The sequence below is a fragment of the Bdellovibrio sp. genome, assembly GCF_036384735.1.
In the GTDB taxonomy this organism is placed as follows: domain Bacteria; phylum Bdellovibrionota; class Bdellovibrionia; order Bdellovibrionales; family Bdellovibrionaceae; genus Bdellovibrio.
On record NZ_DASVLT010000007.1, the window covers coordinates 179,274 to 199,510 of the forward strand.

At 44.5% G+C, this 20,237-nt stretch carries 19 protein-coding genes; 10 read left to right on the forward strand and 9 right to left on the reverse strand.

Annotation, left to right across the window (positions count from 1 at the left end; genetic code table 11):
- Window position 1: 1 nt before the first annotated feature.
- The gene (locus VF412_RS01530) at window positions 2-1,375 is read left to right on the forward strand and encodes a hypothetical protein (RefSeq protein ID WP_331337429.1); all 1,374 of its coding nucleotides are present in this window, start codon (window positions 2-4) and stop codon (window positions 1,373-1,375) included.
- Complete coding sequence (locus VF412_RS01535; RefSeq protein ID WP_331337430.1) at window positions 1,375-2,649, forward strand: hypothetical protein; 1,275 nt, start codon at window positions 1,375-1,377, stop codon at window positions 2,647-2,649. The genes VF412_RS01530 and VF412_RS01535 overlap by 1 nt, the downstream gene beginning before the upstream one ends.
- On the opposite strand, the gene VF412_RS01540 is transcribed toward VF412_RS01535, so the two are convergent.
- The gene (locus VF412_RS01540; protein ID WP_331337431.1) at window positions 2,646-3,179 is read right to left on the reverse strand and encodes a hypothetical protein; all 534 of its coding nucleotides are present in this window, start codon (window positions 3,177-3,179) and stop codon (window positions 2,646-2,648) included. The genes VF412_RS01535 and VF412_RS01540 overlap by 4 nt on opposite strands.
- Window positions 3,176-3,760, reverse strand: a complete 585-nt coding sequence (locus tag VF412_RS01545) for a hypothetical protein (protein ID WP_331337432.1) — start codon at window positions 3,758-3,760, stop codon at window positions 3,176-3,178. The genes VF412_RS01540 and VF412_RS01545 overlap by 4 nt, the downstream gene beginning before the upstream one ends.
- Window positions 3,761-3,797: 37 nt before the next feature.
- Here VF412_RS01545 and VF412_RS01550 point away from each other — a divergent pair, with 37 nt between their 5' ends.
- Window positions 3,798-5,360, forward strand: coding sequence for a rhodanese-like domain-containing protein (locus VF412_RS01550; RefSeq protein WP_331337433.1), 1,563 nt, complete (start codon window positions 3,798-3,800; stop codon window positions 5,358-5,360).
- Here VF412_RS01550 and VF412_RS01555 read toward each other — a convergent pair.
- From VF412_RS01555 to VF412_RS01570, 4 genes are all read right to left on the reverse strand, one after another.
- Window positions 5,357-5,650, reverse strand: coding sequence for a hypothetical protein (locus tag VF412_RS01555; protein WP_331337434.1), 294 nt, complete (start codon window positions 5,648-5,650; stop codon window positions 5,357-5,359). The genes VF412_RS01550 and VF412_RS01555 overlap by 4 nt on opposite strands.
- 197 nt (window positions 5,651-5,847) lie before the next feature.
- Window positions 5,848-6,744, reverse strand: coding sequence for a DMT family transporter (locus VF412_RS01560; protein WP_331337435.1), 897 nt, complete (start codon window positions 6,742-6,744; stop codon window positions 5,848-5,850).
- A gap of 5 nt (window positions 6,745-6,749) precedes the next feature.
- The gene (locus VF412_RS01565; protein WP_331337436.1) at window positions 6,750-7,661 is read right to left on the reverse strand and encodes a pseudouridine synthase; all 912 of its coding nucleotides are present in this window, start codon (window positions 7,659-7,661) and stop codon (window positions 6,750-6,752) included.
- Window positions 7,616-8,665 carry a hypothetical protein gene (locus VF412_RS01570; RefSeq protein ID WP_331337437.1) on the reverse strand — a complete coding sequence of 350 codons (1,050 nt, stop codon included), beginning with the start codon at window positions 8,663-8,665 and terminating at the stop codon, window positions 7,616-7,618. Before VF412_RS01570 ends, VF412_RS01565 begins: the two co-directional genes overlap by 46 nt.
- A gap of 117 nt (window positions 8,666-8,782) precedes the next feature.
- Here VF412_RS01570 and VF412_RS01575 point away from each other — a divergent pair, with 117 nt between their 5' ends.
- Window positions 8,783-9,286 (forward strand): hypothetical protein, encoded by a 504-nt coding sequence (locus VF412_RS01575; RefSeq protein ID WP_331337438.1) that lies wholly within the window; start codon window positions 8,783-8,785, stop codon window positions 9,284-9,286.
- Between the two features lie 52 nt (window positions 9,287-9,338).
- Here VF412_RS01575 and VF412_RS01580 read toward each other — a convergent pair whose 3' ends face one another.
- Window positions 9,339-9,968 carry a hypothetical protein gene (locus VF412_RS01580; protein ID WP_331337439.1) on the reverse strand — a complete coding sequence of 210 codons (630 nt, stop codon included), beginning with the start codon at window positions 9,966-9,968 and terminating at the stop codon, window positions 9,339-9,341.
- On the reverse strand, window positions 9,968-11,788 hold the full coding sequence (locus VF412_RS01585) for a protein-disulfide reductase DsbD (protein ID WP_331337440.1): 1,821 nt from the start codon (window positions 11,786-11,788) through the stop codon (window positions 9,968-9,970). Before VF412_RS01585 ends, VF412_RS01580 begins: the two co-directional genes overlap by 1 nt.
- Window positions 11,789-11,890: 102 nt before the next feature.
- Here VF412_RS01585 and motA point away from each other — a divergent pair, with 102 nt between their 5' ends.
- Together motA and VF412_RS01595 are read left to right on the forward strand one after the other, a co-directional pair.
- Complete coding sequence (gene motA, locus VF412_RS01590; protein ID WP_331337441.1) at window positions 11,891-12,757, forward strand: flagellar motor stator protein MotA; 867 nt, start codon at window positions 11,891-11,893, stop codon at window positions 12,755-12,757.
- An 8-nt stretch (window positions 12,758-12,765) separates the two neighbouring features.
- A complete protein-coding gene (locus VF412_RS01595; RefSeq protein ID WP_331337442.1) occupies window positions 12,766-13,725 on the forward strand; it encodes a flagellar motor protein MotB in 960 nt (319 codons plus the stop codon).
- Here VF412_RS01595 and VF412_RS01600 read toward each other — a convergent pair.
- Window positions 13,697-14,377, reverse strand: coding sequence for a TorF family putative porin (locus tag VF412_RS01600; protein ID WP_331337443.1), 681 nt, complete (start codon window positions 14,375-14,377; stop codon window positions 13,697-13,699). The two genes, VF412_RS01595 and VF412_RS01600, sit on opposite strands and share 29 nt — an antisense overlap.
- Window positions 14,378-14,486: 109 nt before the next feature.
- Between VF412_RS01600 and VF412_RS01605 the strand changes: the two genes are divergently transcribed.
- The 4 genes from VF412_RS01605 (at window position 14,487) to VF412_RS01620 (ending at window position 20,224) form a co-directional block, all read left to right on the forward strand.
- Window positions 14,487-15,338 carry an exonuclease domain-containing protein gene (locus tag VF412_RS01605; protein ID WP_331337444.1) on the forward strand — a complete coding sequence of 284 codons (852 nt, stop codon included), beginning with the start codon at window positions 14,487-14,489 and terminating at the stop codon, window positions 15,336-15,338.
- A gap of 101 nt (window positions 15,339-15,439) precedes the next feature.
- A complete protein-coding gene (gene lon, locus VF412_RS01610) occupies window positions 15,440-17,818 on the forward strand; it encodes an endopeptidase La (RefSeq protein WP_331337445.1) in 2,379 nt (792 codons plus the stop codon).
- A gap of 116 nt (window positions 17,819-17,934) precedes the next feature.
- Window positions 17,935-18,609 carry a hypothetical protein gene (locus tag VF412_RS01615; protein WP_331337446.1) on the forward strand — a complete coding sequence of 225 codons (675 nt, stop codon included), beginning with the start codon at window positions 17,935-17,937 and terminating at the stop codon, window positions 18,607-18,609.
- A 94-nt stretch (window positions 18,610-18,703) separates the two neighbouring features.
- Complete coding sequence (locus VF412_RS01620; protein ID WP_331337447.1) at window positions 18,704-20,224, forward strand: hypothetical protein; 1,521 nt, start codon at window positions 18,704-18,706, stop codon at window positions 20,222-20,224.
- The last annotated feature ends 13 nt before the right edge of the window (window positions 20,225-20,237 follow it).

A 20,237-nucleotide genomic window follows, 5' to 3' on the forward strand; every position in this document is an offset into this window, starting at 1 on the left:
TATGGAGTCCAAGTTAGCAAGTCATCATTCAGAATCAGATCGAACTCTGACTCCAGAGAGTGTGCGCTTTGCTATCAATTCATTCCTTGCCGAACAAAGCATGAGAATGTCCAGAGTTACACGGAGGTTCGGAAACTCCGTCCTGCTTCTTCTCAGTTTGCTCTATGGAGTGTTCTTATATCTATTAACGATAAATCCAGTTCTCAATAATAGCCATACATCTTTTTTTGAAGCGCGCTATTTCTGGATCATTCCTAGTGTGGTGGTTTTGTTCGGCACGGGGAACTTTGTATTTGAAGCACTAAGCATTAAGAGCATTCACTACCGTTTACTGCTGGTATTTGGCTTGTTATTGGTACTGTTGCCTCGAATCCTGTCCTATGCCGACCCCATGTACATTCCGAAACTCATGAGGATTACAACTCTATTCGTCGTCTCATTTAATATCCTGATTCTAATTTTGATACGTCGAGTGCCTGCATCTTTGAAAGTGCTGTTCTTCTTCGCGACCGAGCTCCTGATTGTCATGTATTTAAAGATCACAAGCTATGAGGGCTATTTCTCTGAAAGTTTTTGGATTACTCAACCTCTAAGATATGTTTTCACTTTCTCGTATATGGCGGTTGGGGTAGGAAAAAATAGTCTTCCAGAACTCAAGAAGACAAAGTTTTGGAGTTATATTTTAACCCCGACGAACTTTATCACGCCATTACCCGTTCCAATAGAGGTGTGGAATAAGAGTTCTGATGACAAGCTTCAAGAGCTGCGTGGTAAAGCGATCGTTTATCTATGCTTAGGGCTGGGGTCGCTGACGGTTACATTCTTTTTTCAAAAGCTAAGAATGATGCTTTATGCAGAGGCCTCTTTCCCCGGAGTCCGTCAGAGTCTAGGTGGGGCTTTGTCTTACCTCTATTATTATACTTTTAGTTTTTCAAACATCATCATTCCAGTTTCATTGCTGTGGTGGATGGGGTTAGCTATTCCCGAGCCTTACGATACGCCACTGCTTGCGACAACCCCGCAAGATCGCTGGCGTCGCTGGAATTTCTTATTTTATGAGTGGTATTTCCGCTTCGTGTTTTTTCCGGTTTACAAAAAAACTAGAAACAGTTTTTTAGCCGTCATGCTGTCGTTTGTTGCAACCATGTTTATTCATTTGGGAGCACGCAATTCAGAGTTTGTCGTTTTTAGTATGGAAAGTCATATCTCGCGGCTGTTCATACGAAAGATGGCCTTCTTTGCCGGCCATGCATTTTTGGTTTACGGAGGCCTCAAACTAGACCGCTATCTTCCAAAATCGAATCGAAGACGGGCCTGGCTACTGGTGATTGCTATGTTTGTCATCATGAGTGCTTTGCACTATATTTTCTTTTGATGAAATCACTATTTATTAAGCCCTCAGATTTTTCGAGCCGGATTTCAGATAAGCCCTTAGTGGTTTTTAAATATCTATTGGCGGGCTTGAGTCTTTATCAGGCCTTTCTGTGGTTCTTGGATCGAAACGCGATTTTTTTTGATAACGGACTTTTCCCAGACCAGCTACTGAAGTCCTTTTATCCAAATGGTCTTTATAGTTTCGGTGAAAGCTATGGCGTTTTACTGATCGGCCTTCAGGCTTTGATAGCTATCATTGCCGTTCTATCAATGCGCAGTCAGAACGTAGCGTTCTTTTTTCTTTTCCTGATCGAGGCATTTCTGCGCAAAAGAAATTTCTTTTTCACCAATGCTGGAGATAGCTTATTGGGGGCATTATGCCTATTTGCCGCATTGACGCCCGCAGTAAAATGGAAGAAGAATGATCATTCCAAAATTAAGGTGGGGGACTTACTGGCCCTCTATATATTATATTCGATCATCTACTTTCAGAATTTCTATTTCAAATTGCAAAGTCGCTGGATCACGGGCGAGGGGCTTCGGGACACCTTAAGACATCAAGAGCTTGCAAGATTTGCGATGGATTCTTTCGCGAATTCTCGTGCTGTTGTCATCTTGAACCATATAGCTTTACTTTTAGTTTTGGTTTCGGCTTTTTCCCCGTGGATTCATCCGCGCCATCGAAAACTGAAGTATGTTTTCTGGGCCTCGACAGTAGCTTATCACGTCGGTGCAAATGCATTAATGGATCTTAGCTGGTTGTCTGTGCCATTTCTGTCTTTGCAGATCTTATTATGGGGAAAAATTGAAACGTCAGAGCCTGTTCCGGAAAATAACTATTCTTGGAGCTGGCGAAATGTAATCGGTCTTTGCTTATGTCTTCTAGGATTTTGGGGTGTTCGCAGAGCTGACGAATTAGCAGCATTTGCGGATCACGCTAATATAGTTTTTGTCCACAACTGGAATATGTTTGCGCCCCCACCGCCGTTGACGGGACGCTGGGAGGCTATTGTGAAAGGTCCAAATGGCAGTACCTTGAAAGTCGATGAAGAAGGAATTAAAAAGATTCTTTCTTTAAGGGATTCACAACACGAATACAAATATTTGTACAATCTTCGGCGTACTGAGGCATTTCCCGTGCGCAGGCAGCTGCAAAAGTTTTTATGTGAAAAAATCGGAAAATCAGGGGACGAGGTTCAACTGAATTATCAGGCGCATTTCTTCGAAAGCGATGAAAGTCGAACTATTGCTTTCGCCCCTCGGCCTTGTAACTAGTGATGGTGTTCAGATTCCGAAGAGTCCTGTGGCTCTTTGTCTTTCGTTCCGTCCCATGGAATAAATTCGTGAGATAAGACGATAGTTTTTCCTGCTTTCGCAAGAACTGTATTTTGTAACTCCATCACACGATACCACATCTTACCTTTTTCAAGGTGATAGACGTGATGATAGCAGAGGCAATTGAATTTGAAATCCAAGGTCGCCTGCGGTTGATTGGTGCTATGAGGGGCTACGAAGAAATCATAGGCCTTATGGCTTTTACTTCGAACAACTAAGCCAATAAGCTTTGTCTCGTTTTCGCCTAGGGTCAGCTCGTCATTCTTTAATTTTTTAATTGGAGTCAGTTGGCGAATGTCCGTGATCGATCCATTCGTTCCAACTTTATCTTTAAAAATGAGTGGCAGGTCATAGGTTTCATACTGAAGGTCTAGGCCACCTGTGTTTTTAAAAGCCAATTTGAAAGTTTGCGAACTGCCGGCATGGGCATGAATGGTGACGGCCAATAGAAGTAAGATTAGGTATCTCATTTCGATTTTCCCTCTGCCTTTATATCTTCGTCTTGCTCGTAAAGCACGCTCAGGTACTTCTTTTTGACGTCTGCCTCACTCACTTCGACGAATTGATGATCAATAGTCACCGAGCTTAGATTTTTAAGATTGGGATCATCGGGTTCCGCTTTCAAACGAACAATTCTATACCAGTAGTAGTGAGCGGGGACTTTATAAACGTGGTGATTGCAAAGGCACTCAAACAAAAGTCCCATGGAGCCAGCACCGGGATGATTCGTATGGGGAACCGCAAAGAAATAGCGGGTCTGGTCCGTAGAGTTATGAACAACTAATGCGAAAGTTTTTTCATCCTCGCCTTTGGCGAAGGAGAGGGACGAGGAAATTTTTTTTTGTAATGGAGCGGTTTTGATATCAGAGGTTATGACTGTCTTGGCGATGGAATATTTGAATAGCGGATTGACGTCATAGAGTTCGATTCTGAGTGGAGTCTTGTCATAGCTGAAGTGAATTTTTACGTTCAGCGTTTTTGCGTCAGAATGAGAACTTGTCCCCAGTACCAGGCCAAAAGAAATAGCCAGGATTGCGATCCTTAAAAGCATGTTTGCCCCCTTGGCGAAAAACAGGATATAATTAGTCATGACAGAATTCATTAGAAAAAATCCTCTGATCGTTTTTGCCATCCTGTTTATCGCTGCCATCCTGATTTTACATCGACGTTCAACTTCCTACACTCCGGCTCACGAGCCAGTGATGGCTGTTGTTACGCCCGCTGAACAACCGACGGCTTCGGCCGCAGCAGCAGTGCAGCCAACTGTTGCGCCAACCGAGGCGACTTCCAGCCCGGGTACAGTTGCTTCTACAAATGAAGCAACGAACCTCAATCCGTTGTGTCCCGACGAGCAAGATTATTCGATTTTGCCAGCAGGGGCTTTGCGACTTTTCTATAGATACTCAAGCCAGCGAATAGCGATTCCTCAGAGATACGCAAGTTGTTTTGGAAAACGAAATGATATGAATTTCATTTTCTTTGAATACAACGGAGCAAGATCCTTCCCGTGGCTTCCGTTGGTGCAGATGCAAGGTGATATCGAAGAATCTATGGTTGTACCAAGTCTAAAAGACATTAGAAAACAATTCCTGAACGAGACTACGGACGAGGAGAGAAGAGCCGAGATCAATAAATATTTCGATTCTACGGAAAAAGCATTTGCGGGACTGCTCACTGAAAAGTGGGTGATTCTCAAGATCCATAAAGATCGTATTGAAGATGCTCCGTCTTATTGGCCCAAAACTCCAAATGTTCATGCACGAGCAAAATTCATTAATGCCGAAACATTCCGAGCGATGCGGGACAGCGGAGATGCCATTTTGGTGGACGTGCGCCCACCCAGTGAAAGAGACGAAAGACCTTTTCCTTTTCAGTCAGTTAAAGCAGGTATTGGCGTTTCGGGGTTTCATAGAAATATTCTTGAGCTATCAAAAATCGATGATGCTTCGAAGCTAAAAGTCGATAAGAGTGCTCCGGTGGTTTTGATCGGCCGTGATGAGTATGATCATGGTCCTTACAATTTGGCGTCTAATTTGGCGTTAAACGGTTATACGAATATCTCTATTGTTGCTGGTGGGATTGCTGCCGTTATCAAATCTTTTCCATCGATGACGTTGCCTCAGCCGGTGGGCAAGAGGATTTCACCAGACGATTTGAAGAACAAAATGAAATCTGAAAAGGACACTGTATTGCTTGTCGATTGTCGCAATCCCAAAGTAGCCCACGGTCTTATTCCTGGTTCCGTGCGAATCAATTCGAAAGAAGAGCAAGGCAGTGAAGACGGTGACTTCTATGTGGCGGAAGTTAAAAAAGAGTTAGCGGCACGTCCTCAGGTGAAGAGCATTGTTCTTATAGGTTCAAATAGCTTGGATCCAAAACCTGCGAAGGTGGCGGGGATGCTGAACAGTTCATTGCCATTGTATGAATTGACAGGTGGATTTCAGGCCTGGGGCTTTCAAAATCGTTTTGTGTGGCCAGATAAGGCTCAGATAAAGAAGATCCCAAGTCATTTGCGTTTTGCACATGCTCGTCCGGAAGAGATTAAGAGAGAGTTACCGGCTTCTATGCCTGCAAAAGTCGTAGTTAAGCCGAAGGCTCCGGAAGTAATGCCTCCGTCGATGGGATCGAAGAAAAGAGAGTCGGGTAATTAATTCGAGTTAGAAACGATAGCACCTTGTACAGAACTATAAACTTTGTACGAGCCATCAGAAGTTGTCTGTTCGATACCAGACATGTAAGAACCCACCGTGCTTTGCACTTTGTAGGAGTTCCCGCCGCCGCCAGATGCAGTACCTGTTTGAGTAGACCCCGAAACGAGACCGGTAGTCTTCGCCGGGTCTTGCAGTTTTGTTGCAACGGAATTTGTTAATGATTGAAGAGTGGCGTCCATAGAACAGCCAGTTGCTAATAACATCAATGCGGCCAGTGCTAACTTCATCATACCGAAACCCTCCCGAAACAATCTCGAAGAAACGTTCTGATGTATCACTTATCGGCAGATGTGGGAATTCTTTGAGCTTTCTCATTCTGAGATCAAGGCTCATCGATGTTGAGCGACTTTCTGGATCTTGGTTTTGCTTAAATGACAGTCATTATCTCAAGATGAGACATTAAAAAACAAAGTTGTTTCCGCAAAATCTATGACGGCTCCGAGGAGGAATTCTTTTTCGAGAGGGTATTTACAACCAATGCGATGGCGATAATAAATGCGCCGCAAAGCTGGCGCCCACTCAGGGTTTCATGGAAGATGAGAGTTCCAAGAATCGCAGCCGTGATAGGCTCAATCATCATCAACAGCGCTACTTCCGAGCTTTTCAATTTCTGCAAAGCCGCAAGTTCCATAGTCAAAGGAATGATTGTGCTGATAATCGCAATACCGAAAATACTAGAAGCTTGAACCCGAGTCAGCTCTCTGATCGTTTCAAAATGGGGGCGATGGAAAAGCGATAAGGCGATCGCACCGAAAGTGATCACGTAAAGACTTGAAGAAATGGGGCGAACATTTTTTTGTAAACGACCTGAAAGCAAAACATAGATCGCATAACTGATTCCAGCACCAAGCCCTGCAAAGATCGCCCAGAAATTATGAACCTCTAGATGACCCCACAACAACAGCAAAAGCCCGCCACAAGCGGCAGCTAGGCAGGCAGCCTCTTTGCCAGAGATTTTTTCATGAGTGAAAAAATGCGAGAACACATTCACCCAGAACGGATACGTGTAAAGCAAAAGGGCTGCGAGTGTGATGCTCACACCCTCAATGGCTTTGAAGTACAAAGTGGAAAATAAACCATAACCAAAGATGCCAAGCATCGCCGCAATAAAAATCTGGCGAGGTTTCAAGCGCACCCATTGGGGGCGAAAGAGCAAAAGAAAAATCCAGATCAATAGACCTGCAAGAGTGAAGCGATAAGAGAGGAACTCGCCAACGGATAGGCCTGATTGAAAGGCCATTTTCCCGAAGATACCTAAAAAACCAAAACCCACGCTGCCAATGGAAATTTCAATTGTTCCGCGCAATCGTGGGCTGATTTTCATAGCGATTAAGATTTTTTCTTAGCAGTGTTTGCGGCTTTGTAAGCGCGAGACGCTTTTGTGCCGGAAAGTTTTGGTTTACCACGACCATTCAACTTGCCAGTTTTCTTTTCTGAAGTTGCGCGGCCTTTGTAAGACTCTTTTTTGATTTTCAAATCTTCTGGATCATCTGCCAAGAACACACGTTTTGCAGCGACGTCGTTGATATAAACCAACTCGCCGGCTTTTAAAGCGCCCAAACGCAAGCGACCGATCGCAACACGTTGAAGTCTTAGAACGTCGAAACCGATTTTCGCGAACATCTGACGGATCTGACGGTTTTTACCCTCTGTGATTACGATTTTGTACCATTCGTACTTATCAGATTTGTTGTCGCCGGTTTTTTTGATTTTCTCGACATGACGAGCAGACACTTTGCCGCCGATGATCGATACGCCTTTGCGCAATTTCTCTAGGTGATGAGGCTGTGGCTGGCCATCCAATTTCACAAGATATGTTTTAGTAACTTCTTCTTTTGGGTGAGTGACTTTGTTTGCGTAGTCACCGTCGTTCGTCAAAAGAAGCAAGCCTTCAGAATCCCAATCCAGACGACCTACCGGGAATACACGGCCCGGAACGCCTTGAAGATATTCAGCCACAGTTGGACGACCTTCTGGATCTTCCATCGTTGTCAAAACGCCAGTGGGTTTATTGAAAACAAGATATAGTTTTTGAGTGAGCGGCTTACGCAAAGGCTTGCCGTCTACAATGATTTTGTCGTGGGTAGGATCGACTTTAACACCCAACTCGTAAACGCGTTTACCGTTTACAGTCACTTGGCCCTCTTCGATCATGCGATCCGCATGGCGACGGGACGCCAAACCGCTATCCGCGATTAATTTGTTAAGTCGAACTCTTTCAGTGGAGCTATTTTCAGACATTCTTCATCAGCCTCAGGTAATTGTTGAGCGATCAATATATCACTACTGAGGGCCGAGGAGGAGAGATTCTTGCGATTGTGCTCTCCAAGGGCATGGCGGAGGTCTCGAGCGAGTAAAGTTAACAATTTATCGCCTAAGAAGACATTGTCCAGAGCCGTGTCGGCCTTGCCCAGAATGATATTAGCCCATTTCAAAGCCTCGGAGTCGCCCTGTTGAACCAGAGCGGCCGTTCTTTCAAGTTGGCTAATCAGATCTTGGTAGTAAGGATCAGTGCGGCGATCCAAGAAGAACTGCTCAAGACGCTTGATAGGGAACAAAACGCGGGTTTGATCCTGCAAAGAGTCGTTTTTCATCTCGGCCAGTTTTTGGAAAACGTAACCACGGATCAAAACGCCCGATATTTTGTCGTTCATCACACGGAATTGGGCCGTGATATAGGGGGCCACCTCAATTTTGTGAGTGTGGTGCGAGCTCAGTTCCAATTCCGGAGTGTAGTATAAAACCAAGTCGTCGCGGAGAGGCTCTAATTTGCCGTTGCGGATCGTAAACTTGCGATCAAAAGTACGAACTTCCAAAGACTTGTCAGCACGAAGAACGATGGCCACCACGCGCTTATTCTGATCTGGGAGGATGCGGAACTTGTCGCCTTCTTTTGCGAGGGTTTTAACATATGAACTCACTGCGTCAACAAGATCCGAGAAATGTTCGATCTCAAGCAATTGCATGTGCTGAGGGAAGCGGACCTTAGAAAGGTCAAACTTTTGCTGATAGAAGCTGTTGAAATTCTCAAGTAGGAACTGAACTTCGTGGCCTAGTTGTTGTTTGTTCGAGGCCCAGTGCGGGTAGTCCATGCAGTAATTGAAGAACATTTCAATCAACTCAGGAGTCAAAACGTCGTCAGCGTGAGGGAATCCGCGAAGGAAATTAAAAAACGACAAGCGCGTCGGCGTATTTTGCGGATTTAGATCTGATACGAATTTGAGCAGCTGACCTACTTTTAGCATTTTCTCCTCAAGCCAATCATCGAGACGTTTTTCATTCGTAGACAACGTATGAACATTTGAATTTTTAGTCCAGAAAAAATATACTGAAAAGCGAAAAGTCCTATGGAGGGGCGCAAAATGCATAAAGAATTAAATCCTGAACTCTTCGGCGAAAAGAAAATTGCGAAAAGCCCAGCCATGGAATCGGCATCGGCATTGAGTTCTACAGGCGCTAACTATCTGAACACGGATCGCCAAATCTTTGAATTGAAGTCTCAAAACCACACTTTGGCGGACCAAATGAACAAAATCGTCTCAACTGTAAACGAGTTGATTAAGACGACCAATGCGAAATTTGAGCGCCAGCAAGCGTTGTTGACTCGTTTAGAGCAAAGCCACAACGGTCTTGCAACTGAAGCGGGCCAAAAAATCACCCAGCTTTCTCAACGTGTGAATGAGCGAAAAAGCTTGGATTTAAAAGTTCAAGAGATGGTGGATCGCCACAATAACGTGATCAAAAGCTTTGAGGTTCGCATGAACCATCTGCAAAAGCTTTTGGCTGAAAAAGAAGCACAAATGATTTCCTGTCAAACGGCTTTGAATGAAGCAAAGATGGAAATTGCCCGACTGAAACGACTGTAATGATAGCGAAAAGCGATTCGGCCTCTCATCAAACGATATGAGAGGCTTGTTATCATGCACCTTTTTGAATGAACAAGAAGTGTTCGTGATCGCGATATTGTCTTAAGAAGAAGTATCTCTTCTTCGGATCTTTCATTTTTCTTTGTGCTTCTTGAATCGACAAAGCTTTCAAGCAGGGGAAGTCCAAACGCTTTTCATTTTCACATTGCGAAATAATACCGTGGTCGTAGTCAGTGAATTCAGTGAGCGTCAACGTTAGATAGTTGCGATTAAGCGGAAGAACAGTTTGCTCGATATACGGATTGCCAGGGGTCAGCTCTTGCGCTTCATCAGGGGTCACTGTGACCCAACAAGGCTTTGCGCAGTTTTGCAAATCCGCTTTGCCAGCGGCTTCGTGAATCGGCTGTTTCAGCAAGGCTTCAGCTTGAGCTTTGATGTCTTTAGCAATTTGCTGAAGTTCAGCATTATCCGCAGGAACTCCGACGACAAAAAGGTCATAGCTTTGGAAATCTGGGAAAAGACGATAGGCAACGCCATGTGAAATGTTTTGCAAGTTGGCACTGACCTCTGAGGGAGTGATTAATGTCGAGGGGCGAAGACTGACTCCTCTTTTAATGAGGGAAATCATCGCACCAGTGATAATCAAAAATGCAACAACAAGAATGGTGGTGATGACTTTCATTATTTTGCGCCTTTTTCCATGCGGCTTAGGAACGCCTCGGGCTTTTCAAATTGTGTCAGTGTCAGAGCATCAATCCATACGCCATTTGGATTCATAAACAGCACCGTCGGCAAACCTTGAATGTTGTATTTCTTTTTAAGCTGGCGCAATTGAGCACTGTCTTTGGTTGCATCAAACTTCAAAAGTGTAAAGTTACCAGCCATGGCTTGAACACGAGTGTTGTTGAATGTGTGTTCTTCCAGCTCATGACAGGCGGCGCACCACTCTGCCCAGAAATCAATGATCACAGGTTTGCGATCCTTTGCGGCTTGCGCCAGGGCTTCTTCTGAATACGGCCTCCAATTCATTGTTTGAATTTGATTGAGTGGTGCATCTGAAATCATTCTGCCGTGAATGTAGGGGCGAAGATCAAAAACAGACAGACATAGATAGCCGATGCCCACGATCAATGTCGCCTGCATCAAGCCTTTTTGAATCATGGAAGCCGGCCCGCGATTTTTCACATTCATGAAAGCGCCGTAAACACTTGCGACAACAATCAATCCGAGAGCTAAAGCTCCATCAAACCAACGATCTGATAGAAGTAAATTCAAATAGTAATAGAAGGCCGAAAGCATCAATGTGCCTAAAACAAATTTGAAGGCAATCATCCACGGGCCCGAGCGAGGCAATTTTTTTGCCAGCTGATTTGATAGCCCCAGAACGATAAAGATCAAGCCCAGTCCCAATGCATATGTGAACAGGAATAAGAAGCCGATCAATTTATTTTGCGTGGAAGCAACGTAAGTTAAAATCGCAACAAGCACCGGGCCGACGCAAGGACTTGCGACGATCCCAGCAAACAGACCTGTTAAGTAAGCTCCACCGAAGCCTTGTTCCATAGAGGCGTTGCCCAGCTTATTGCGAAGAAAGGCAGGCACTTGCAAATCAAAAAGACCATACATCGAAAGAGCCATGATTAGGAAGATCACGCAGATCGCGCTCAAGACCCACGGGTTGCCAAGACTTGCACCGAACATGCCGCCGCCGGAAGCCGCAACAAGGCCTAATAAAGAGTACGTCGTTGCAATACCTAAGACATACACCAACGATGTAATAAAGTTTTGCAAACGACTTTTTTGTTCAGAGTGATTACCTAGAACTGCAAGGGTAATAGGAATCATCGGGAAGATACACGGAGTGAAGCTTGTGAAAATTCCCGCAAAGAAAACAAACAGAAGGCCGGCAAACAAACTTGAACCCAAGTACTTTTTAAAGTTGTGAGTGTCAAAAAATCCACCTGACGGAGTTTCAGCAGGGGACGGTGCAGGAGTTGTCAGTTCGGCTTCTCCAGCAACAACCGGTGTTGTGATAGGGACTTCAATTTTTTTCGTTGAAGGGAAAAGACAGAATTGATCGGAGCAAGCTTGATAAGTTAACTCCAAAATCATTTTGTCATATTTTTTTAAGAAACGATCTGGAGCTTCAATATGTGCCGTCAATGTGGCCTGGTCTTTCACTCCTTGACGGTCACGCTTTGAAAACTTGTCGTACCACGTCGCTAAAGGTTCGATTTTCAAAGGTGCTACTTTGAAGCCATCGGGTTCAAGAATTACGACAGAAAATTTATCGTCGTACGCGTGATAGCCGGGAGGCAACTTCATTTGAATTTCGATAGAGCCACCCTGACCTGGACTCCAGTCATAGGGCAGTACCTTGGCTGTCGCAAGCAATGGGTCTGTATCATTAGGATTGCTGTCAGCCCACGCCATTGGGCCAGCGATGATGCTTACTAAAATTAATGGAATCGCGATGAGAAGTTTTTGCAACGTACGTGTCATATAAATTTCTTATTCCTTCTCTCGACCATGGGCAAGTTTATTTGCCAATGACTCAATTCTAACACGTATCAATCCGATAGAGATACTGAGAGGTCATATCTTATGGGTTTTGTAGGTATATTGATTGTATTTGCGACAGTGTTCGGTGGCTACATCGCCGGTGGCGGTAAGATGCACGTCATCATCGAAGCCGCTATTCTAGAGATGGTTATCATCGGGGGAGCCGCTTTTGGTGCCTACGTTGTTGCCAACCCAATGAAGATCGTAAAGATGGGTATTAAATTAGCCCTGAAAGCGATGACTACGAAGGGTCCTCAGAAAAAAGACTATATCGAATTGATGCAGATGCTGTTCCAACTTTTCCAAGTATTTAGAAAAGAGGGGCCTCAAGGTATCGAGAAACACATCGAGGAACCGGAAAAGTCTGATATCTTTAAAGCCTACCCAAGCTTTATGCACAACCATCATGCGGTGGAGTTTCTGTGCGACACGATGAAAGTGACTCTCTCAGCGGAACTTTCTCCTTATGACGTTGATGACCTTTTGGATGCAGATATTAAAGGTATCCATGCCGAAGAACATCTAGCGCAACATGCGGTTGCAGCAGTTGCCGGTGGTTTCCCAGGACTAGGGATCGTTGCCGCCGTACTTGGTATCGTTAAAACCATGTCCCACTTGACTGAGGGTACAGAAGTTATCGGGGAGTACGTAGCCCATGCCCTTGTTGGTACGATGTTGGGGGTATTTTGCGCCTACGGTTTGATCGAGCCGACTGCTACGAAAATGGCAGCGGACATCGAAGCGGAAGGTCGTTACTTGTCTTGTATTAAAGCCGCTCTTGTAGCTTTACAACGTGGAGCTCCACCGATTGTTTGCGTAGAGTACGCGCGTCGCTCGATCATGCCAGATGAGCGTCCGTCATTCGCAGAAGTAGATAAAGCAACTAAAGAAATTAAAAAGGCTGCATAGGCTAAATTATGGCAGAGAAGAAACAGACGATCGTTATCAAAAAGATCATCGTCCAAGGCGGTGGAGGTCACGGGGGTTCCTGGAAGGTGGCCCTTGCCGACTTTATGACGGCCTTGATGGCCTTCTTCCTGGTTATGTGGCTTGTTGGTCAAAGTGAGCAGACGAAGAAAGCAGTCTCTGACTACTTCTCGACGCCGTCAGTGATCGAATACAATTTCCAAAACTTCGGTGCGGAAATTACGTTGGAAAAACTTTTCTTGGATCTTCTGAATGAACCAATGAAAGCATTCCAAAGTTTCATGGAGCCAGTGAATAAATCTCCGAATCTTTTGGATATGGGGTCTGCAAAAGTTGTGGCTGCGTATCTTGCCGATCAAATGAATGATGTGGCGAAAAATGTAACGGTAACTCCGGATGGTTTTGATTTTGATATTCCTGATTACATGTTGTTTGAACGTGGGACTTCGCAACCCAATTCAAACTTCGTGAATGTCATGGATAAAATCAAAGGCATCACGACAGGTTTGAAAGACGCGGATATCAAAGTGACTTCAGGCTTGTTTGTTCAAGCAGTTCCTGATGCAAGCTTGATGACAGCAAATAAAGTGGCGTCACAACGTTATGACATTGTTAGAAATAAGATCTTAGCTTCACTTGAAAACAGCTCTGTGAATGTGACGGGCGGTATTAATGTGAAGGAAAAACGCGGTGAAGTGGATCCAAAGAAACTGATCGGCTTTATCAAAGTGAAGATCACACAAAAAGAAATCACATCAGACGGTCACAAACCGCGTAAGCTAGATACTCTCTTTGGTGAAGCGAAAGTGGATATGTCAGTGTACGATAACTTCGTTCAACAAATCAGCACTCGTCGCAAAGCGGAAGAGCATTCAAAGAAAACTTTGAAAGAGCAATTAGACGAAGATTTGAAAGAAGAAGCTAAAAGTCCGTCTTCGCTGACAGAATAAAGAAGATATCTCCTTCTCCATCTAAGTCACCTGCTGCGGAAGTGGCGGTGACAGAGCCTTCAAGGAAAATCGGTCCTAACTTTGTTCCAAGACCTGTTTTAAAATCGAAGTAAGGATTGATCGTGGTTACATCCGGTGTGTTGTAACCGATTTCATTTTCCCAAAGCCATGTATTCCATGGGTGAAAATCAAGACCCAAAGCATAGCGTGAAGAGGAATGCTTTGTTCCCTCCCAATTGCTCAAGTGATCGTAAAGCACGTGGAAGTCAGAAAAGTTTAAATGAAGACCAAAAATATTCCCGTTGTGATCACCGGCTTTGAAATATTGGCTTTCGCTGTAAGAAATCACGGCGTTTGTCGTCTGCGAAAAGTCCACCTTCACGTCGGCATTTGCACGAAGATTGAAATGGTCATCGCTATTCTTGAAGTTCGTGTTGGAGCCCCAAAGACCTAGGCGAAACTGTGGGCCAAAGTTAAACCAGAAAGACCCTTGCAGTGCAGGAGATTTGTCTGACTGATTCAGACCGTATTCCACGTATTGCGAAAGAAGACTTACATCACCCGTCATCTTGAAGGTAGGTGAAGTATTTTCTGCGGCGTGAACGCGGCAGAGTCCCAATAAAATTATGATAAAACCGATGTATCTTCGCATAGATAGTTCGTCTCATTGTGAACCATTGCGATTGGAAAAACCAACAAATCCTCGGGGATATGACTCTGGAACTGGACCAAAAGCTGTGAAGAGGGTATTCTGACTCACCATGAATTTAGATCTGCCTTTAAGCGAATACACCTATATTGCCTTTGATACTGAAGCCAGCGGCGCTTATCCCGTGGGATATGACATCGTTGAACTAGGAGCGGTGAAATATCGCTTTCACTTGAACACCGATGGGGCAATTCAGGGCGAAGAAATCGGTCGCTTGCAAATGCTCTTAAAACCTCGCGAAGCAATGAGTGAATTCATCATTGGCATTCACGGTATCACCAATGAGATGGTGGCTGATGCGCCAAATATGGGCCAAAAAATTGTCGAGATTCATGAGTTCTTTAAAGGCGGCATTGTGATGGCTCATCACTGTCCGTTTGATTTAGGATTTCTTGCTTTGGAATTTGAAAAGGCAGCGTTGCCGTTGCCTCCTGAGCCGGCGTTATGCACAAGCCTTCTTTCGCGCAAACTTATTCATGGAGTCGACAATCACAAACTGCAAACGTTGGTGAAGCATTTGGGCATCGATGGTGGTCAAGCACATCGCGCTTATGATGATGCGAAAGCTTGCTTACTTGTGGGTCTTGAGTGCTTCAAAAAATTAGGAGCCCAAGCTACTTTGGCTCAAGCAATCAAAAGCCAAGGCAAGCAACTGTGGTGGAAAGATTATTCTCTCCTTAGTCGAGATCCCGTTTTGCGCACTCTTATTGATGCGATAAATACGAAGAAAGATATAGATATGATCTATGACGGGGGATCCGCCAAAGGTGAGGCCCGCAAAGTCACTCCTATTGGAATTGTGCGCAATCCCGATGGAGATTACCTTCAGGCCTTCTGTCATAAGGACAAGACCAACAAAAGATATTATCTGTCGCGCATCAAAGATGTCGCTGTAATCTACTAAGTGAGCGGCACTTCATTTTCTGAGCCTGCCTTGACGAAATAAAATACGAATACATCTTTTCTAATATGACCTCACCGCTGGGGTGGGGGAAAGGTGTAATCATGTCTTATGTATCTGGTTTTGTACCGGTTATTCCGTTGAGAAACGCCGTTCTTTTCCCAGGCATATCAATGCCATTAAAAGTGGGAAGAGAAAAAAGCGTTCAATCTCTTCAGAAGGCTCTCGCAAATCAGAAATGGATTGTTCTTCTCACGCAGAAGAATCCCGATATCAATGCTGAGAAGGTTGAAGACCTTCCTACCATTGGTACGCTTTGTAAGATCGACTCTTTTAAAAAAGAAGAGGATGGAAGCTATAGTATTTTTGTGACGGCGAATCAGCGCATTCGTGTCGTGAAAATGCAGCAAAGTAACGGGATGTTCGAGGCTTTGACTGAAGCTTTGGATGATATCAGCAATATTGATGGCAAAACTCAAGAAGCTTTGCTAGCAAGTTTGAAGCAGATTTCATTCGAGACTTTGGATTTATTGGGCCGACACATGCGTCGAGTGAAAGAATGGATTTCTGATATCGATGATTTGAGTCTTTTGACGAACGTGTGTGCCGCACACGCCGACTTTTCATTGAAAGAAAAGCAGGACTTGCTCGAGATGGTGGATATTAAAGAGCGTGCTCTGAAAATCCTCGATCTTTTGCAGGAACAAAAAGAGCGACTCAAAATCCAAATCGGCATTCGCGACAAGCTGACTGAAAATATCAATCAAAGTCAGCGTGAAAGTATTCTGCGCGAGCAAATGCGTGTCATTCGCGAACAGTTGGGTGATGAAGATAGTAAATCTGCTCTTGAAAACTATGAAGCGAAAATTAAAGCTGCAAACATGCCGCAAGAGGCACTGGATTTGGCGACAAGTCAGTTGCGCCGCCTTGAAAGCATGAACTCGGCGTCTCCAGAGTACCAAATCATTCGGACTCACCTGGATTTAATGGTGGGATTGCCATGGGATAAATCCTCTGAGCAGCAAGAGATCGATTTGGAAGCTGCTGAAAGAATCTTGAACGAAGATCACTTTGGCATGGAGAAAATTAAAAAAAGAATTCTGCAACACTTGGCGGTGATGAAACTGCGCAAGTCCCACCAAGGTTCTATCCTGTTGTTTGTGGGACCTCCAGGGGTTGGTAAGACTTCTTTAGGTAAGAGTATTGCGAAAGCTTTGGGTAAGAAATATGTGCGTGCTGCTTTGGGTGGCGTGCGTGATGATGCGGAAATCCGTGGTCATAGACGTACTTACATCGGTGCATTGCCAGGTCGGATTATTTCAGGAATTAAAAAAGCAGGTGAAAACGATCCTGTGTTCATCCTGGACGAGATCGATAAGCTTTCTCGAAGTTACAACGGTGATCCTGCAAGTGCTTTGCTTGAGACTTTAGATCCAGAGCAAAACAGCAGCTTCCAAGATCATTATTTGGATACTCCGTTTGATCTTTCGAAAGTTCTGTTCATCGCAACTGCGAATACGCTTGAAACAATTCCTGGTCCTCTTTTGGATCGCATGGAAGTTATCGAGCTTTCCGGCTATACGATGGAAGAGAAAAAACAAATTGCGAAACGTCACTTGTGGCCTAAGCAATTAAAAGAGCACGGTATCGAAGAAGCTCAGTTGGATATTACTGACGAGGCTTTGACGAAAGTGATCACGGATTACACTCGTGAAGCTGGAGTGCGTGAACTGCAAAGAAAGATCGCAACGATTTGCAAATTTATGAGTTTGAGAATTGTGAAAGCCGCAGGTGAAAAGATCACGGTGAATTTGGCTGATCTTGATGAGATCTTCGGTGCAGAAAGATTCTCTTACGATATGATTGAAAGTGTTTTGCCCGCAGGGGTTGTGACAGGCCTTGCATGGACGCCAGTTGGTGGGGATATTCTCTTCATCGAGACGGAAGAAATGCCAGGGAATGGACAGCTTTTGCTGACGGGACAGTTGGGTGAAGTGATGCAGGAATCAACAAAAATTGCATTGAGCTTGTTAAAAGCACGATTGCCATTGTTTGATCCAAGCATTGATTTCTCGAAAAAGGAAATCCACGTCCACGTACCAGCCGGAGCCATCCCTAAAGATGGTCCGTCCGCCGGTGTGACGATGTTGACTTCCATTGCTTCGAAGCTTTTGAAAAAACCAGTCAGTCCAAAATTAGCAATGACTGGCGAGATTTCTCTCAGAGGCTCCGTGCTTCCAGTTGGCGGCATCAAAGAAAAAGTGATCGCTGCCCACAGAGCCGGTGTGACTGAAGTGATCTTGTGCAAGAAAAATCAAAAGGATCTTAGAGAGGTGCCTGAAGAGATCAAGAAGGATATGGAATTCCACTTTGTGGACAACGTGAATGATGTGTTGAAAATTGCTCTTGATGTTGAACTTCCTAACTTTATGAAAAGGGACCTTGGAAACTCAGCTCCCTTTTCTCCGGGTGCTATGAATTAACAACTCCTCCCTCATCCCTCGAAGCCGGGCTCTCGTAAGAGGCCTGGCTTTTTTTGATTCAGGAACTTGGACTAAGGTCTCTATTCGTTTAGCTGTCTTATTCCGATAAGTGCCTGATGGAAAAAAAGAATTTTGCATATATTATCGTAGCCTTCGCAATGTTTGGTGGATTTTATTTCTTGGGAAAGAGAACGAAATCTTCCGTAGCATCTCAAGATATAGCTGCTGCGATAATGAATGAGCCAACGTCAGGTGAGCCGCGATCTGATTTTCCAGTCGACAAGCCCTCCAATAAAAAGCCCTTGATAGGTTTTATTTCCCCAAGCGCAAAGCCAGTGATTCCGTACTTAAATCAAAAGCCTTTGGAGTCACTTCATGGTGGCGAACTTTATCGCCAGCTTTTTGATGAAAAGGCATTGGCTCGCTTGGATTCAGTGACATTGCAACAAATTATTTCTGTCTTTGCGAAGCCCTATCCTGGGACCCAGGCACAATATCAAACTGTGGTTGTGGATCGTTTAGGTGTTCTGAAGGCTCTTGAACAGCAAGTACCTTTGAAGCGTGGCCCGAGTTCTGTGGTTTCGCCACAATTGGTTTCATTCTATAAAGCTGTTCTTGATAGCAAAGATGAAAATTGGTTGGTGAAGCGTCAGGCATTTAAAAACGTGAAATCTTCACTGACAGGCGCAGAGCGCGAATCTTACTACGTACATTTAGACTCAAGAGTGGTAGCGCTGGCATCGACAAGTGAATCAGAAATTTTAGAAGAGGCTCTTCATGAGAAGAAATAATCTTTTTAAATTTTCACTTTTGCTCTTTGTCTGTGTGCTTGGGTATCTGACGGGTTTTTTTGTGGGCCCTGGAAGGACTCCTGAGAAAATAGATATGAGCTCTGAATCCGCACCTAGCAGCAATTCTTTTGATATGTTGCCGTGTCCGTCAGAAGCGGAATATCAAAGTATGGCCGAGAAGGTTCATTTGACAATACCGGACGGAGTCGTTGCATGTGATAAATCCTATCGTGCGATTCTTGGCAAAATTCTGCTTTACATGAATAGGTTGAAAATGAAAGCCCCTGCCACGTGGCTGCCCGATGTGCGACCGGACTTTCAAGATTTGCTTGGTTATGTCGCAAAGAATTCCAACGCTATGATGATGGATCTGACTCAGTCTGGATCAATTGCTTATAATAATACTGTTGAACAGAAAATCTATATCGGTGGCTATTTTTTCGGAATGGATCCTCTGTCGGCGATTTCAACCTTGATCCACGAATCCCGACACTCTGTTCGCAGTGCTGATGGTCATGTGCTTTGTCGCGGTGGAGATATTCCACGCTCTGATGGAGGATGCGATCAAAGATTTTCGACTAGTGGAAGAACGGCTGGAGCGTATTCCTATGAAGTCTTGTGGGCGGCGGGTTTGGCTTTGTATGGCATTGATATTAGTCGTGCCGATAGAGAATTTTTAATGTCGACGGCCTTAACAACTTTGGCATCACGCTTTAACGAAATTCCAGAGGAGTTAGCTAAGAAAACTGACGTGCTTGTCGCTCTTGATAAAAAAGGTCAGATGTTTGTAGTAGATCCGACAACGCAAAAATTTTCTCCAATTGCAGTGAAGTTCCAATTTCCTGGGGAATCCATCACTCGTATCGAATTTGCTTTCCGAAATAGCGGAGTCATGATCTTCACAAATCAGCGTCATTTGTATTCATGGACTTACCGCACAGGTTTGCAGTTCTATAATGATGGCGTGATTCCGACGGATATGCCGGTGTATGATGCTTCTCGCTCGACATTGCCGGGTGCCGTGAATCGAACGACATTCACTTTGCTGACGAAAGATAACACTGTCTTGGCGGCAAAGCTCTTAGACGGAAAGAGCAAATTGCAAATGGTTCCATTCATTGGTGAATCTGATAGAAAGAGCGCCCCGCCATTGTGGAGATATTTCCTCGCGCAGTTCGGTGATAACGTGTTCTTAACTGAGTCTGGTGACCTTTATATGATGTCGACATCAGTCGGGGCAATGCCACTTTTTGAAAAGAAAGATGGCTTGCAGGATGCACAGGGCTGGCAGCAGGGAACGGGCGGTATTGTCTATGAAGATTTATTCCTGTTGAATAAATCTGGTGAATTGAAGGTGGCCAAATCCAAGTACGAAGAAATTGATGACGATCACTCTATTACGACATATTCACTTGCGAATAAGCCTTTCTCAATTTCGGGTCGTGGAGTTAAATATTTCCAAGGTCTGCGAATGGAAGCGATGATGAATGATAAGGGCCATATCTTTTTAAGAAAGTACGGTGCCGAGCAGTTTGTCGAATTAAGTGCACCGGATATTATCGATTTTACGATCATTCATAATCCGGTTTTGGGTTCTAAGGTTCTACCTCAATAATCAGCAAGCACGG